Origin of the sequence: Mesorhizobium sp. M0590 (assembly GCF_040320905.1) — a bacterium.
Classification (GTDB): domain Bacteria; phylum Pseudomonadota; class Alphaproteobacteria; order Rhizobiales; family Rhizobiaceae; genus Mesorhizobium.
The window spans coordinates 233,490-248,503 of record NZ_JAMYQN010000004.1; the positions used below are offsets into that span (position 1 = coordinate 233,490).

16 protein-coding genes are annotated in these 15,014 nt (G+C 62.6%); 6 read left to right on the forward strand and 10 right to left on the reverse strand.

Annotation, left to right across the window (positions count from 1 at the left end):
- Positions 1 to 27: 27 nt before the first annotated feature.
- Together NKI52_RS09850 and NKI52_RS09855 are read right to left on the reverse strand one after the other, a co-directional pair.
- The gene (locus NKI52_RS09850) at positions 28 to 612 is read right to left on the reverse strand and encodes a GDYXXLXY domain-containing protein (protein ID WP_352587907.1); all 585 of its coding nucleotides are present in this window, start codon (positions 610 to 612) and stop codon (positions 28 to 30) included.
- Positions 609 to 1,727, reverse strand: a complete 1,119-nt coding sequence (locus tag NKI52_RS09855; RefSeq protein ID WP_023678912.1) for a DUF2157 domain-containing protein — start codon at positions 1,725 to 1,727, stop codon at positions 609 to 611. The genes NKI52_RS09850 and NKI52_RS09855 overlap by 4 nt, the downstream gene beginning before the upstream one ends.
- A gap of 222 nt (positions 1,728 to 1,949) precedes the next feature.
- On the opposite strand from NKI52_RS09855, the gene NKI52_RS09860 reads away from it, so the two are divergent.
- From NKI52_RS09860 to NKI52_RS09880, 5 genes are all read left to right on the forward strand, one after another.
- On the forward strand, positions 1,950 to 2,090 hold the full coding sequence (locus NKI52_RS09860) for a DUF1127 domain-containing protein (RefSeq protein WP_023678913.1): 141 nt from the start codon (positions 1,950 to 1,952) through the stop codon (positions 2,088 to 2,090).
- 48 nt (positions 2,091 to 2,138) lie between these two features.
- A complete protein-coding gene (locus NKI52_RS09865) occupies positions 2,139 to 2,279 on the forward strand; it encodes a DUF1127 domain-containing protein (RefSeq protein WP_023678914.1) in 141 nt (46 codons plus the stop codon).
- A gap of 379 nt (positions 2,280 to 2,658) precedes the next feature.
- A complete protein-coding gene (gene trmFO / locus NKI52_RS09870) occupies positions 2,659 to 4,068 on the forward strand; it encodes a methylenetetrahydrofolate--tRNA-(uracil(54)-C(5))-methyltransferase (FADH(2)-oxidizing) TrmFO (protein ID WP_352697797.1) in 1,410 nt (469 codons plus the stop codon).
- A gap of 70 nt (positions 4,069 to 4,138) precedes the next feature.
- Complete coding sequence (locus NKI52_RS09875; protein WP_352454489.1) at positions 4,139 to 4,429, forward strand: type II toxin-antitoxin system ParD family antitoxin; 291 nt, start codon at positions 4,139 to 4,141, stop codon at positions 4,427 to 4,429.
- Entirely contained in the window at positions 4,413 to 4,745 is a 333-nt protein-coding gene (locus tag NKI52_RS09880) for a type II toxin-antitoxin system RelE/ParE family toxin (protein WP_198023610.1), read from the forward strand. Before NKI52_RS09875 ends, NKI52_RS09880 begins: the two co-directional genes overlap by 17 nt.
- A gap of 86 nt (positions 4,746 to 4,831) precedes the next feature.
- Here NKI52_RS09880 and NKI52_RS09885 read toward each other — a convergent pair whose 3' ends face one another.
- The 5 genes from NKI52_RS09885 to yajC all read right to left on the reverse strand — a co-directional run bounded on the left by NKI52_RS09885 (position 4,832) and on the right by yajC (position 10,355).
- On the reverse strand, positions 4,832 to 5,659 hold the full coding sequence (locus NKI52_RS09885; RefSeq protein WP_023678918.1) for a phytoene/squalene synthase family protein: 828 nt from the start codon (positions 5,657 to 5,659) through the stop codon (positions 4,832 to 4,834).
- 25 nt (positions 5,660 to 5,684) lie between these two features.
- Positions 5,685 to 6,074: an Mth938-like domain-containing protein gene (locus NKI52_RS09890; protein WP_352647784.1), complete on the reverse strand. Its 390-nt coding sequence runs from the start codon at positions 6,072 to 6,074 to the stop codon at positions 5,685 to 5,687.
- A gap of 45 nt (positions 6,075 to 6,119) precedes the next feature.
- Positions 6,120 to 8,672 carry a protein translocase subunit SecDF gene (gene secDF / locus NKI52_RS09895; protein ID WP_352618273.1) on the reverse strand — a complete coding sequence of 851 codons (2,553 nt, stop codon included), beginning with the start codon at positions 8,670 to 8,672 and terminating at the stop codon, positions 6,120 to 6,122.
- A gap of 185 nt (positions 8,673 to 8,857) precedes the next feature.
- Positions 8,858 to 9,958 carry a SecDF P1 head subdomain-containing protein gene (locus tag NKI52_RS09905; RefSeq protein WP_352587894.1) on the reverse strand — a complete coding sequence of 367 codons (1,101 nt, stop codon included), beginning with the start codon at positions 9,956 to 9,958 and terminating at the stop codon, positions 8,858 to 8,860.
- Between the two features lie 55 nt (positions 9,959 to 10,013).
- Complete coding sequence (gene yajC, locus NKI52_RS09910) at positions 10,014 to 10,355, reverse strand: preprotein translocase subunit YajC (protein WP_352588014.1); 342 nt, start codon at positions 10,353 to 10,355, stop codon at positions 10,014 to 10,016.
- Positions 10,356 to 10,647: 292 nt separating this feature from the next.
- On the opposite strand from yajC, the gene NKI52_RS09915 reads away from it, so the two are divergent.
- Positions 10,648 to 11,523, forward strand: a complete 876-nt coding sequence (locus NKI52_RS09915) for an ATP-binding protein (RefSeq protein WP_352587892.1) — start codon at positions 10,648 to 10,650, stop codon at positions 11,521 to 11,523.
- Positions 11,524 to 11,619: 96 nt separating this feature from the next.
- On the opposite strand, the gene NKI52_RS09920 is transcribed toward NKI52_RS09915, so the two are convergent.
- The 3 genes from NKI52_RS09920 to surE all read right to left on the reverse strand — a co-directional run bounded on the left by NKI52_RS09920 (position 11,620) and on the right by surE (position 14,900).
- Positions 11,620 to 13,152: a peptidoglycan DD-metalloendopeptidase family protein gene (locus NKI52_RS09920; RefSeq protein ID WP_352697799.1), complete on the reverse strand. Its 1,533-nt coding sequence runs from the start codon at positions 13,150 to 13,152 to the stop codon at positions 11,620 to 11,622.
- Between the two features lie 327 nt (positions 13,153 to 13,479).
- Positions 13,480 to 14,145: a protein-L-isoaspartate(D-aspartate) O-methyltransferase gene (locus tag NKI52_RS09925; RefSeq protein ID WP_352568853.1), complete on the reverse strand. Its 666-nt coding sequence runs from the start codon at positions 14,143 to 14,145 to the stop codon at positions 13,480 to 13,482.
- On the reverse strand, positions 14,142 to 14,900 hold the full coding sequence (gene surE, locus NKI52_RS09930; protein WP_352467008.1) for a 5'/3'-nucleotidase SurE: 759 nt from the start codon (positions 14,898 to 14,900) through the stop codon (positions 14,142 to 14,144). The genes NKI52_RS09925 and surE overlap by 4 nt, the downstream gene beginning before the upstream one ends.
- Between the last annotated feature and the right edge of the window lie 114 nt (positions 14,901 to 15,014).

Consider the following 15,014-nt stretch of genomic DNA (forward strand, 5'->3'; position numbering starts at 1 on the left):
GGATCATTGCCAAGGCCGTAGCGCGATCTAGTAAAGCGGCTCCTCGAACAGTGTCTTGTCGCCGTCCACCAGCGCCTTGATCTGCGCGGTGCCGTTGGCCGCAATCGCCACCCGGATGCCGAACGGCCGCACCCGCATGTCGTTCTGGATCGCCATCCCCTCGCCTTCCGGCAGATAGAAGCGCTCGATGCCGTAATCCGGCGCGATCGTCGTTGCTCCCTGGCTGATATTCCAGCCCTCGGAGACGTGTCCGACGATATCGGCTTCATCGGATGCTGCCGGCGCCGGCGCTTGCCCGAACCAAGCCGCGGTCGGCCCCCAATAGCCGTCGGCGCCCTGCTTCAGCCTGACCACGATCGACGTTTCCTCGCTGGAAAGCTTGCCGGCCGGAATGTTGCCGATCAGCTTCACCGGTATGCGCGAAATATCGTAGCCGAGCAGAATGTAGTCACCGCGCAAGAGATCGCGCGGATCGATCGGCTCGACCCTGAGCAGGACCTGCTTGCCATCGCGCAGGATCGCCGCGCGTCCGGCGATGATCCAGCTCAGAAAGCCGATCTGGACGAGCGCCAGGACCAGCGCCGAGATGATCAGTCTTTTGCCGGTCATCATGCCGCCGCTCCTGTCATGTTCGAGGCGTTCATGCGCTTTTCTATGCGGATGATAATGAAAGCAAGAACGGCGAGAAGCACCGCCGCCGCAAGGAAGAAGCCTGCCGTGTCGAGCATTGATTGCAGCATCACCACATAGATGATGGCGAGTTCGAAGGCGAAGCCCGCATAGGCAACCCAGCGCAGTCCCCGGCTCTCGCGGCCGCCCAGCACGATCGCCGCGACGATGCCGGCCAGCGCAACAGCCGAGGCAATGGCGAAGCCGCTATTGTAGCTGCTTTCATCCGCCAGTTCGAATTGGATCATCGCCAGGCCGGTGAGAAAGCCGATCAGCGCGTGCAAGGGCAACCTGCCGCCGAGTTGCAAAACCCTCTCGACCGGCCCGGCAGCAAAGATCGCAGCGGTAAAAAGCAGCACCGATGCGGCAACGAGCGGGATGGCGACTTGCAGCGTGTCGTATTCCATGGCCAACAGCACGAGGTAGAAAAGGAGCGACAGGATGATCAGGTGGCGCGCCGCCTGGCTGCGCGTCCAGAACGAAACGGCGAACAGAATTAGCGCCATGACCACGAAGAGATGCGGAAATTCCGTGCGCCGGAAGTAGTCGAACCCTCTCAGGAACAGCCAGGCATCGGCGATGCCGACGGCAGCGACGGTCAGCGGGTTTGAGCGCAGCGCCACCGCCGCCAGCGCCGTGCCGGCGCCCCAGGTGATCAAGGCCGAGGCCTCGTCGCCCGACAAATGATACATCTGGCCGATCAGCGCGATCGATCCGCCGAACGCTGCTGCCGCGACGATCCACAGTGCTTCGCCGATCGCCGCATGGTCGCGCATCTTCAGCACCGCGCCGCCGACATAGCCGGCAAGGATAACGGCAAAAAGTGCCGCGACCCGCACCAGCCGCGGGATGACTTCCCAGTTGGCGGCGATAAAGATCAGGATAGCCGCGCCGAACAGCAGCGCCGCCATCATCGCCAGGATCGAGCCGAAACTCAGCGATTTGCGTTCGTTTGCCTCGACGTCGCGCGTCAGCGCATCGGCCGTCGGCGCGTCGATCAGGCCAGCCTGCTGCCATCGCGCGATATCCGACCTGACCCGTGACGAATAGCTCGCCATGCCCCTCCCCCTTTGCTTGGTCCTTTTAGCTCGTCCGGCCAAGCGTTTGACCTAACGGCATTTTCCGATCTGGGCGGAAAACCGGACGCGCGTTAATGCTGCATTGCACAATTTGCATTGCTGCCATGCACCAATAGCGCTTTTAAATCGATATAACCCCACCTATTTTCACGGTGCACACAAAGACGGAATGATCCGAAAGAAAGACGAAACGAGACTACCATGAACCTGATCCGCAACTATCGCAACTGGCGCCGCTATAGGGACACCGTGTCCGAGCTGAACCGCCTGAGCACCCGTGAACTGACCGACCTCGGCATCAGCCGCAGCGACATTCACTACGTCGCCCGCAAGGCGGTCTAATCCTTCGGGCCGCAAATGGTCCGAACCAGTTTTGAAAAGAGAACGACAATGAACCTGATCCGCAACTATCGTAACTGGCGCGTCTACCGCGAGACGGTTACCGAGCTGGGTCGCCTGTCGAATCGCCAGCTCAACGATCTCGGCATCGTCCGCGACGAGATCAAGATGGTCGCTCGCAGGGCGATCTAACAACAAGAATTTCGCCAGGGTCGACCTCCTCCCCGACCCTGACGGATACGGTCAGCCTTCACCTCCTCCCGAGGGTTGACCACAAAAACGGCGCCCGCCGGACCTCCTCCCCCGGCGGGCGCTGTTTCCAGGTTGTTTCTAAAAGGGTTTCGCGCCCTTCAAATGGCGAAAAGAATTTCGTTAAAGCCGACCTCCTCCCCGGCAATGACGAATACGGTCGATCTTCACCTCCTCCCGAGGATCGACCAACAAAACGACACCCGCCGGATCTCCTCCCTCGGCGGGTGTTGTTGTTTTGGGCGGTCTTTCCTAGGCAGCCCACTTGCGGTGCGATCCCTGGCAATTGCAATCCTCGCGCCAAGCGACTATTTCGGCGCTCATGGACAAGAACCCCATTCACGTTATCGGCGGCGGACTTGCCGGCTCGGAAGCCGCCTGGCAGGCGGCCGAAGCCGGCGTTCCCGTTGTCCTTCATGAAATGCGTCCCGTCCGCGGCACCGATGCGCACAAGACCGACGGGCTGGCCGAGCTCGTCTGTTCCAATTCCTTCCGCTCCGACGATGCGCAAACCAATGCCGTCGGCCTGCTGCACGCCGAAATGCGGCTGGCCGGTTCGCTGATCATGAGCGCCGGCGACGCGCATCAGGTGCCGGCCGGCGGTGCGCTGGCCGTCGACCGCGACGGATTTTCCGAAGCGGTGACCAGAAAGCTCGAAGCCCACCCGCTCATCACCATCCAGCGTGAGGAATTGCCCGGCCTGCCGCCGGCGGACTGGGACCAGGCGATCGTTGCCACCGGCCCGCTGACGGCGCCGTCGCTCGCCCAGTCGATTGCGGACGCAACCGGCGCCGACGCGCTCGCCTTTTTCGATGCCATCGCCCCGATCGTCCATTTCGACACGATCGACATGGATATCTGCTGGTTCCAGTCGCGCTACGACAAGGTCGGTCCCGGCGGCACCGGCAAGGACTACATCAACTGCCCGATGGACAAGGAGCAGTACCTTGCCTTCATCCAGGCGCTGGTCAACGGCCAGAAAACCGAATTCAAGCAGTGGGAAGGCACGCCCTATTTCGACGGCTGCCTGCCGATCGAGGTGATGGCCGAGCGCGGCGTCGAGACATTGCGCTACGGGCCGATGAAGCCGATGGGGCTGACCAATGCACACAATCCGTCTGTAAAGGCCTATGCCGTCGTCCAGCTTCGCCAGGACAACGCACTGGGCACGCTCTACAACATGGTCGGCTTCCAGACCAAGCTGAAGCATGCCGAGCAGGTGCGCATATTCCGCACCATCCCCGGGCTGGAAAACGCCGAATTTGCCCGCCTAGGCGGCCTGCACCGCAACACCTACATCAATTCGCCGACGCTGCTCGATGCGTCGCTGCAGTTGAAATCGCGGCCCGGCTTGCGTTTTGCCGGCCAGATCACCGGCTGCGAGGGCTATGTCGAGAGCGCCGCCATCGGCCTGCTTGCCGGACGTTTCGCGGCCGCCGAAAGGCTTGGCCATGCGCCGTCGCTGCCGCCCTTGACCACCGCCTTCGGCGCCTTGCTCAACCATATCACCGGTGGCCATATTGTCTCCGACGACGAGCCGGGAAAGCACTCCTTCCAGCCGATGAACGTCAATTTCGGCCTGTTCCCGCCGGTGGACGCGCCGAAGATCGAAGGCAAGCGGCTGCGCGGCAAGGACAAGACGGTCGCCAAGCGGCACGCCGTGACGTCGCGCGCGCTCGCCGACTGCCGCGAATGGCTGGGGCTGCCTTCCCAGGCCGAAGCGGCGGAGTAGCTCCCTGCTTGCGGATTGCGCGGCGCAGAAGTAGGATAACATCCTACTTTGTATCGCGAGGCCAAATTCCATGGAATCCGCTGAGAAACTGTCAATCACCGTAACGCCCGCCATGGCGCGTATGATCCGCGAAAAGGTTGAAGACGGCTCCTTCGGTTCGGCCAGCGAAGTCATCCGCGCAGCGCTTCGCGCCTTCCAGCGCGAGGAGGAAGAACATGCCGAGCGCATGGCCTCGATCAGGGCGCGTGTAAAGGCGTCGATCGAGGATACGAGGCCTGGCTATACCGGAGAAGAGGTGCGCGATCATCTCCGAGGACTGTTTGCTCGGTATTCAGGCCGCGCTGATGATTCAGCGGCTTGAGGTCGACTACCGTGAAACCGCCAGAAACGATTTGGCTGACATTTTCAAGCACATCATCGAGGCCGGCGGAAATCCGGACATAGCGCTGAAATTCGTGCTTCGAATCGAAGATCGCTGCCGAAGCATCGGCAATGCACCGCGTGGCGGCCGGCCGCGCGATGACATTGCACCAGGGTTGCGAACGGTGCCGTTCGAGCACTCGGCTATTATCGCCTATGTTGTCAGCGACGATCTTGTTCGCATCGTCAACATCTTCTACGGCGGTCGCGATTATGAGACGCTGATGCGCGATGGCGGATCGAGTAATCCATCGTGATGAAAAACTACTCGGCCGGGGCAATGCTCGCCGCCTGCAGTCCAGGCTTGGCGGCCTCCCCGGACTTCCTCATTGGTCATCAGCATTCATGCGGCCGGCCAGCCTCGCGTCGCTCGCCGGAACAAAAGCCAATGCCGGCGCAGGATGGAGAGCCGAGCCATATCCTTGAGAGGCGGGCGGCGGGCAGTCTCCATCTTGTCGAGATAGGCGCCCGACAGAGCCAGCGGCAGAAAGGCCGGGCGCAATGAAACCGGTAAAGCGGACGCTCCCCACTCGAAGGCGGAAAGATGCTCCCGTGCCAGAGCGATCATCGCGGCAACGGCGCGTTCCGCGCCCGGCCCGCCGTTGCCCGTAACGAATTCTTGCGGCGAGGATCCCGCCGCCGCCAAAATATCGGCCGGGACAAAGCACTGTCCCCGCTTGCGATGCAGCGGCAGCAGAAGCAGGAGACCGGTCATCGCCTGCGCACAACCTGCCCTGCCGGCAAGTTCGGCAAAGCGTGGTGCTTCGACCGGATCGAGCACGATCGCCGCAAGCTGGATGAGCGCGGCGGCAGTCTCGCCGCAATAGCCTTCGAGGTCGGTGCGCGACGGCATCGGGTCGTCATAGAGATCGAAGATGCGCGCTTCGAGCATATTGTCGAAAGCGGCCTTGGGCAGGCGGTGAGCGGAAATAGTCGCCCTCAGCGCGTCCGCCACGGGATGGCCGACCTTAGTCGGATCCTCTTCGGCGGCGATGACGTCTCGCCACCATTGCAGCCGCACCTCGCCCGGCAGCGCTTCGCGGATGCGATCGCGTATGCCGGCAATTTCGGCGTTGAAGGCATAGAGCGAAAACAGCGCGTCCCGCTTGTCTTCGGGCGCGTAGAGCGCGGTCAGATAGCGGTCATGATCGGCGGCGCGCACCGTCTCCATGGCGACTTTGGTGTTTTCGGCCACGTCAGTCGACGGCGATGAGTGCTGCGGCCACGGCGCGGTTTTCCGCCAGCAGCACATTGTAGGTCCGCACAGCCGCCCCGGTCGACATCGGATCGGCGGAAATGCCGGCGTCCTTCAGCGCGGCACGCAGCGCGGTCGGCAACGGCCTCAGATCCTTGCCGCTGCCGACCAGCAGGATCTCGACCTTGGCGGCCTCGTCAAACAGCTTGGTGAAATCCGCCGCCGTCAGCGCCAGCGGATCGGCCGGTTCCCAGCCATAGATGCCCGAAGGCAGGCACAGCAACGAGCCGCGATGCGACATATCGGCAAAGCGGAAGCCGCCATTGCCGTAAGCTTCGATCGGCGCGCGGCCGGGGAAATGCGCCTCGCGGATGACGATGCCTTTGGCCACTAGTGGTCCGATTCTAACTGGCGCGGCAAGCCGTGCGGCAGGCCGTCAGGTGGCTATGGCTTTGCCGCCGCCCACCGGCTTTTCCTCGTCCGACGCTGTGGCCTGCGGCCGCAACTTGAACAGGATAAGCAGCGGCGCGGCGATAAAGATCGACGAATAGGTGCCGAACACGACGCCGAACAGCATCGCCATGGTGAACGAGCGGATCACCTCGCCGCCGAACAGCACCAGCGCCAGCAGCGCCAGGATCGTCGTCACCGAGGTCAGCGTCGTCCTCGACAGCGTCTCGTTGATGGCGTTGTTCAGCAGTTGCGGCAGCGGCATTCGCTTATATTTTCGCAGATCCTCGCGAACGCGGTCATAGACGACGATCGTATCGTTGAGCGAATAACCGATGATGGTGAGAATCGCCGCCAGCGACGACTGGTTGAATTCGAGGCCGGTGATGACGAAGAAGCCGATCGTCATGACCACGTCGTGAACGGTCGCAACGATGGCGCCGACCGCGAACTGCCATTCGAAGCGGAACCAGACATAGATCAGGATGCCGAGCAGCGCGACCAGCATGGCAATGGTGCCTTGCTTGGCAAGCTCGCCTGAGACCGTTGGCCCGACCACTTCGACGCGGCGGAAATCATACTGGTCCTGCAGCTCGCCGCGCACCTTGTCGATGACGGTCTGCTCGGCGTTCTCGCCGCCCTCCTGCGTACCGACGCGGATCAACACGTCGTTCGGCTCGCCGAACTGCTGAACCTGCACCTCGCCGATATTAAGTTCCGTCAGCCTGCCGCGGATGTCGGCCAGATCGGCATTGCCGGCCTTGGACTGCACCTCGATCAGTGAGCCGCCCTTGAAATCGATGCCGTAATTGATGTCGATGGTCATGAAGCCGATGACCGACAGCACCGAAAGCACGCTGGACAGTGTGAACGTCCAGCGGCGGATGCCCATGAACGGAATTTTCGTTCCCGGCGGAATGAAGGTCACCGGCGCGCGCGGCAACTCCTTCGGACGGGCCCGGCGAAGCCAGATCGACACCAGCAGGCGGGTGAAGGTGAAGGCGGTGAAGACCGTGGTCAGGATGCCGATGGCATAGGTGACGGCAAAGCCCTTCACCGGCCCGGTTCCGAGCCAGAACAGCACCACGGTTGCGATCAGCGAGGTCACGTTGGAATCGACGATGGTCGCCAGCGCCTTGCTGAAACCGGTATCGATCGCCTGAATGACCGAGCGGCCGGCACGTCGCTCCTCGCGGATGCGTTCATAGATGAGGACGTTCGAATCGACCGCCATGCCGATGGTCAGCACGATACCGGCGATACCAGGTAGGGTCAGCGTCGCTCCAAGCAGCGACAGCAGCCCGACGATCATCGCAACATGCACCGCCAGCGCGATATTGGCGAGGAAGCCGAGGAAACCGTAGGCGACGAACATGAACGCCACCACCAGGATTGACCCGATGATACCCGCGACCTTGCCGGCATGGATGGAATCCTGGCCGAGACCAGGCCCCACGGTGCGCTCCTCGATCACAGTCAGCGTCGCCGGCAAAGCGCCGGCACGCAGCAGCACGGCGAGGTCGTTGGCGCTCTCGGCAGTAAAATTGCCCGAGATTTGGCCGCTGCCGCCAAGGATCGGTTCGCGGATCTGCGGCGCCGAAATCACCTGATTGTCGAGGATGATGGCGAACAGCTTGCCGACATTCTGCGATGTCGCCTGGCCGAACCGCGTCGCTCCCCTGGAATTGAAGGTGAACGAAACCACCGGCTCGTTGGTCTGGGAGTTATAGGTCGCACTCGCTTTGTCGAGGTCTTCACCCGAGACGATGACGCGGTTCTCGATCAGATAGGGAACGGGCGGATCGTCCTGCGAATAGAGCACCGAGGACCCCGCCGGCGGGCGGCCCTTGAGCGCATCCTGCACCGGCATCGACTGGTCGACCATCTGGAAGGTCAGCTTGGCGGTCTGGCCGAGGATCTCCTTCAGCCGCTGCGGATCCTGCAGGCCCGGCACCTGGACCAGAACGCGATCGTCGCCCTGCCTTTGCACGATCGGCTCGGTGGTGCCGAGCTCGTTGACGCGGCGACCGACGACCTCGATCGACTGCGTCAGCGCCGCCGAGGTGCGGTATTTGATGCCGGCATCGGTGACGGTGAACTTCAGCAGGCCGGGCTGGGATTCATCCAGCGTCATCTCCCGGATGGAGCCGCCGCTGAACAGGCCAGCTTGCACCGGATCGGTTAATGTCTTCAACGCATTCTTGGCGGCATCGACCTGATTGGCATCGGTGATGCGGACCTGAACGCTGCGGCCCGATCCGGAAAGGCCGGTATAGCCGACCTTGGCATTGCGCAGCAGCGTTCGAATTTCGTCGCGCGTCGTCTCCAGCTGGTCCTTGATCAGATCGTTCGGATCCATCCTGAGCAGGATGTGCGAGCCGCCCTGCAGGTCGAGGCCGAGCGTCATCTGCCGCTTCGGCACCCAGTCGGGCAGCTTGGCCAGCGTGCTGGCGGAAAAAAGGTTGGGCGCAGCGAGGACCACTGTGGCGGCCACGGCCAGCCAGATCAGGATCATCTTGAAGCGCGAAAAATAGAGCATATGGCGTCGTCCGTCAGGGCGTACTGGCGGATCGTTCCGCCGACAATTCGGTTATTTCTTGGCGTTCTGGTTCGCCACCGGCTCGCCCTTAACCTGCACATCGTCAATTGTCGAGCGCGGTGCAGTCAATTTGGCGCCGCCGCCGGGATCGGTTCCGACGTAATTGGCTGATCTCCTGCCCTATTCTAATTCTGCCCGCCGCCAGGCGCTATAGTGCGTTCTTCAACTATTTTCAGTCTTGCCGGCAACGGACCAGAACGCAAAAGCAGGGCAAGTTCTTTGGCGCTCTCATTGGTGAAGTTGCCTGATATCTGGCCGGAGCCGCCAAGGATCGGCTCGCGGATAACTGGCGCCGAAAGCACCTGACTGTCGAGGATCATTGCAAACTGCTTGCCGACATTCTGTGAGGTCGCTTGAGCAAAACGCGTTGTACCCTTGGAATCGAAATTGAACGATACAACCGGCTCATTCATGGCCGAATTGTAGGTCGCCCGGGCATCGACGATGTTGTCACCGGAAACAATCACACGATCTTCGACCAGATAGGGAATCGGCGGATCGTCCTGCGAATAGAGCACCGAAGAGCCTCGCGGCGCCCGGTTGTTGAGCGCATCCTGCACAGGCCACGACGTATCGACCATTTGAAATGTCAACTTGCCAGTCCGTCCGAGAATGTCCTTGAACCGGACTGGGGTCCGCAAGCCGGGCACCCGAACCAGTATTTGGTCATCGCCTTGCTGCTGCACGATCGGTTCGAAAGCGCCACTCTCGCTAACCCGGAGTTTGACGACTTCCATCGACGGCACCAGCGCCATCAATGTCCGAAGCCTGACGCCAGCATCCGTTATTGTGAGGCTGAGCAATCCGGGTTCCGGCTCATCAAGCGCGATCTCCTCGACTGGGTTCGTCCCGGCAACCGGATCGGTGAATATTTTCAGGGCTGTTTTGGCGGCATCGATCTGAGCCGGATCCGAAATGCGGACCTTGACCTCGCGACCCCATCCAGCAAGGCCCGTATAGCCGATCCTGGCATCGCGCAGCAGCGAGCGAACGTCATTGCGCACCGTCTCCAGCCGGTTCTTGATCAGATCCTCCTTATCCACCTCAAGCAGAATCTGCCAACCACCTTGCCGGTCGAAACTCGCCTGCCGCTTCGGCAGCCAGGCAAGAAGGTCGACGAGCGTACCGTCCGGCTTCATAGCGCGCGCGCCAAGCATCACGCCCAAGACCACCATGCCGGCAACAGCCAGCCAGATAAGAATCTTGGTAAGGCGCGAAAACCACATATGGCGTTGCCCGTTGCGGATCGTGCCGCCCGAAGACCCGGTTATCTCCTGAGCTTTATTTCTTGGCGTTCTGGTTCGCCACCGGCTCGCCCTTGACGCGCACGTCGGCGATCGTCGAGCGCAGCGCCGTCACCTTGGTGCCGCCGCCAAGGTCGACCTCGAGCTCGTTATCGTCGATCACCTTGGTCACCTTGCCGACCAAGCCGCCGCCGGTGACAACGGTATCGCCGCGACGAACCGCCGCCAGCATCTCGCCGCGCTTCTTTAGCTGCGTGCGCTGCGGCCGGATGATCAGAAAATACATGATCACGAAAATCAGAGCAAACGGCACGATCTGGATAAACATTGCGGACGAGTCCCCGCCGATGCCTTGGGCGTATGCCGGTGTCACGAACATCGAGGTACTCCTGAATTTTAAAAACAGCCGCCAAACCGTTCTGGGAATTTGACGGCCCCGCCAAATTTGGCCGGAATATAGTCGGTAACGTTGCCAATGCAACTGCGCGGCCGGGCAAATCGGCTGCTTTTCCGGCCTGGTGAGCCGTGTTAGAGGGTGATCCCCAAAAGCGACGCTCGGTTTCCGCAAAAGATCATGCCCGAACAAATGCTTGGGACGAGTTTCGAAACCGCTGAAATCAGGTAGGTTGGCCTGCCGCACCATCCTGAAAGCGAAACAAAAAAGACAAGAGATGACCGACAGTACCATCGATATCCTGAGTCAGAAGCTCGACCGCCTGATCGAGGCAGTCGCCCGCCTCGCCCCGCCGCCGGTGCCGCAAACCGACCTCGGCGAGGCCGATTGCTTCGTCTGGCAGGCCGATCCCGGCTATCTGGAGCCGGTGCGCAAGGTCAACCGCGTCGACATCGGCCTGATCCGCGGCGTCGACCGCGTCCGCGACATATTGGTCGACAACACCGAGCGCTTCGCCTCAGGCTATGCTGCCAACAACGTGCTGTTGTGGGGCGCGCGCGGCATGGGCAAATCGTCGCTGGTCAAGGCGGTGCACGCCGCGGTCAACGCTTCGGCCAAGCTCGACCTGCCGCTCAAGCTTATCGAGATCCATCGCGAAGACATCGACACGCTGCCGAAGCTGATGGGACTGCTGAAGGCGGCACCCTTCCGCTTCATCCTGTTTTGCGACGACCTGTCATTCGACCACGACGACACGTCCTATAAATCGCTGAAGGCAGCTCTTGAAGGCGGCGTCGAGGGCCGCCCGGCCAACGTCATCTTCTACGCCACCTCGAACCGGCGGCATCTGTTGCCGCGCGACATGATCGACAATGAGCGCTCGACGGCGATCAATCCGTCCGAAGCGGTCGAGGAAAAGGTTTCGCTGTCGGACCGTTTCGGCCTGTGGCTTGGCTTCCACAAATGTTCGCAGGACGAATATCTCGACATGATCGACGGCTATGTCCGCCATCACGATCTCGCCATCGATCCCGAGACGCTGCGCGCCGAGGCGCTGGAATGGGCGACGACGCGCGGCAGCCGTTCGGGCCGCGTCGCCTGGCAGTTCACCCAGGATCTGGCAGGCCGGCTCGGCAAATCGCTGAAGGATTAGCCGCTCAAGGACTAACAGCAGAGGAAGCCCGCACCTTGCGGAGCGGACTTCCTCGGCGGGCTGAAGGTCAAGTGGCCCGCAAATCGCTTCCGTCTTCTATTCGAGATAGGTCGAAGGATCGACCGGCGCCGAGTTCTTGCGCACTTCGAAATGCAGTTTCGGCGAGTCGGTGGTGCCGCTCATGCCGGACAGGGCGATTTCCTGGCCGCGCTTGACCTTCTGGCCGCGCTGCACCTCGATCGAGCTGGCGTGGCCGTAGACGGTGACCAGACCGTTTTCGTGCCGCACCAGCACCGTGTTGCCGAATTCCTTGAGGCCGTCACCGGCATAGATGACGACGCCGTTCTCAGCTGCCTTGACCGGCGTCCCCTCGGGCACGGCAATGTCGACGCCGTCCTTGCCGCCGCCGAAGCTTGAGATCACGCGGCCGCGCACCGGCCAGCGCATCTTGCCGATGCCGGTTGCGTCCGGCGCCACCGCATCGTCGTCCTCGGCCTGCTGGATGACTTTCGCGTCCTTCTTTGGCGGCGTGTAGGAGGCGAGCGTCTGCGTCGGCGTGGCCTTGGCAGGCGGCTGGGTGGTGGCCGTCGTCACCGGATCGACCTTTACCGGCTTCGCACTGGCGACGACAGCGGTTCCGCCTGCCGGCACTTTCAGGGTCTGGCCGATCTTGAGCAGTCCATCCTGCATGCCGTTCGCCTGCTTCAACGCGACGATGCCGACGCCGGTCTTTCTGGCGATGGCCGACAGCGTATCGCCTTGCTGAACCGTGTAGGTGCCGCCGGCACCGGCTGGCTTGGCCGTCGCCGAAGCCACTTTGGGCGCGGTCTTTCCATCCTTCGGCTGGCTTGCGGCAGCCGAGGCGTCCACCTGCGCGGCAGACTTGCCTTCCCTGAGCTTCGGCTGCTGCGGCAGCACGGCCACCTTCTCCGGCGCGTCGGCCGGCTGGTCGTGCCTGGTGCCGTTCGCGGGCTTGGCGTCGGCGACTTTCGGCGTGGCGCCGTTGCTCGAATACGCATAGGCCGGGATGACGAGCTTCTGGCCGGTCTTCAGCCCCTTGGTCGCGCTCAGCCCGTTGACTTTCATGATGGCATCGGCCGGCACGCCGTAGCGCCGCGACAGGCCGGAAATGGTCTCGCCGTCCTTGACGACGATCTCGGCTGCATGCGGTGCGCCGGCGGCCGTCGCCATGCGCGGCGCGTCGGGCTCGGCGTTCTTGAACGGCCTTGCCGCCGGAGCGACGGTGCCGGTTGCCGTCCTGTCGACACGAGGAGCGGCAGGCGCCATCGCCGGCGCGGCAGCGGTACGCACCGGGCGGGCGGCGGGTGCCAGGGCGGGAGCCGGCGGTGGCAACTGCTGCGCCGTAACCGGTTCGAGGCTTGAGCGGCTGACCGACTGGGTGTGGCTGCCGTCGATCGGCGCGGCCGCAACATCGCCCGGATAAGGCTGGGCAGCATCCTGCTTGTCGATGATGGCGCGCTGGTTGTTGGTCGAGGCGGTGAACACGTCATCGACGCTGTTGAACCGCGCCACCTGGGAACTACACCCCGTCGCAGCGCCTGCGATCATGAGGACGGCGCAGCCACGCGCCAGATTGCGTCCGTTTGCCTTCAAAACACTGAATTGCATCGCACTAACCCGCACAGACCCGGTACAACTGAGTGTGATTAAAGCGCGTTAATGTTACCGGTCGGTTAAACCTGTAGAATCAGACGCAAATTTTCTTAAAATATTCGAGGATCGAGCGCCGGGTGTGTCGAGATTCAGGTCAGGCCGAGCCGAAAATGGTGGGTTCCGAGAACCGGAGCGGTGCGTACTTTTTCGGTACGTGAGCACCGGCCTACGCCGGCCATAGCCTTAACTGCCGCGACCTCTTATGAATGCTTCGGCCGGCGAAGGCCGGAAGCGGAGGAAGCCGCCATTTGCAGGCCGGCCTCACCTGAATATCGACACAGTCTAGATCACCGCGGCGACACCGTGCAGGATCGGCTGCAGGCGCACCAGGCCGATATCCTCGCGTTCGAAGCGGCTGCCGACCTTGGTCAGCTTGGCCAGCACCTGCTCGCCTTCGTCGGGTCCGATCGGCGCGATGACGATGCCGCCGCTCGACAATTGGTCGAGGAGAAAGCGCGGCAGGCTGTCGAAGGCCGCCCAGGCGACGATGCGGTCGAACGGCGCTTCGTTGGCCAGCCCGTTGGAACCGTCCGCCTGGCGCACGATCACATTGCCGATGGCGAGTGCCTCGAGGCGCTGCCGGGCCTGTTCGGCCAGCGTCTTGTAACGGTCGATGGTGACGATCCGCGCGGCAAGCCGCGACATCACCGCCGCCGTGTAGCCGGACCCGGTGCCGATCTCGAGCACCCGGTTGCCCGGCTCGATGGCAAATGCCGCGATCACCGCCGCCTGCAGGTCGGCGCCTTCGATGGCCTCGCCGCATTCGATCGGCAGCATACGGTCCGACCAGGCCATCGGGTGGAAATGCGGAGACAGAAAGCCGCGCCGCGGCGTCGCCTCGAAGGCGGCGATCAGCGCCTTCGGCACCGTCCCCCTGCCGCGCAGACGAAGCAGGAAGGCAGCGAAACCTTCGCGCTCGTCGACCGTTGCAGCGTGGTTCAAGTTCATGCGAGCGCCTTGGCCAGTTGATCGCGGATTTCATGCGCGGTGAGATCGAGCTGCAGCGGCGTCACCGACACCAGCCGATTGCGCAAGGCATGGAGGTCGGTGCCTTGCTTGCCCTCGACTGGCTCGCGGCCGAAGCGCAGCCAGTAGTAAGGCAGGCCGCGCCCGTCGCGCCGCTCGTCGACCCACAGGCTGTGGACCAGCTTGCCCTGCGAAGTGACTACAGTGCCGGCGATCTCTTCCGGCGCACAGTTCGGAAAATTGACGTTGAGCAGCACGCCGTCCGGCAACGGCATGGCGACGAGCTTTTCGAGCAGGGCCGGCGCCAGCGCTTCGGTGGTCTCGTAGGGAACGACGCGGTCCTCGCCGACATAGGAATAGGCCTGGCTGATGGCGATCGATCGCACGCCGAGCAGCGCGCCTTCCATGGCGCCGGCGACCGTGCCCGAATAGGTGACGTCGTCGGCGATGTTGGCGCCGGAATTGACGCCGGACAGGATCAGGTCAGGCGCTTCGGGCAGGATCTTCTTCACGCCCATGATGACACAGTCGGTCGGCGTTCCGCGCACCGCAAAGTGCTTTTCGCCGATTTTCCTGAGCCGCAGCGGCTCCGAGATCGACAGCGAATGCGCATAGCCGGACTGATCCTGTTCCGGTGCCACCACCCAGACGTCGTCCGACAGCGTGCGCGCGATGCGTTCGAGTGATGCAAGGCCCTCGGCATGGATGCCGTCGTCGTTGGTCAGGAGGATGCGCATGAGACCGCCTTTGCAGAATTGGATTGACGGCAGCGCTCTACGATACCCCCCTCTGTCCTGCCCTCTTTGCCACCACTTGACATCTCCCCCTCAAGGGGGGAGATCGGCAATACC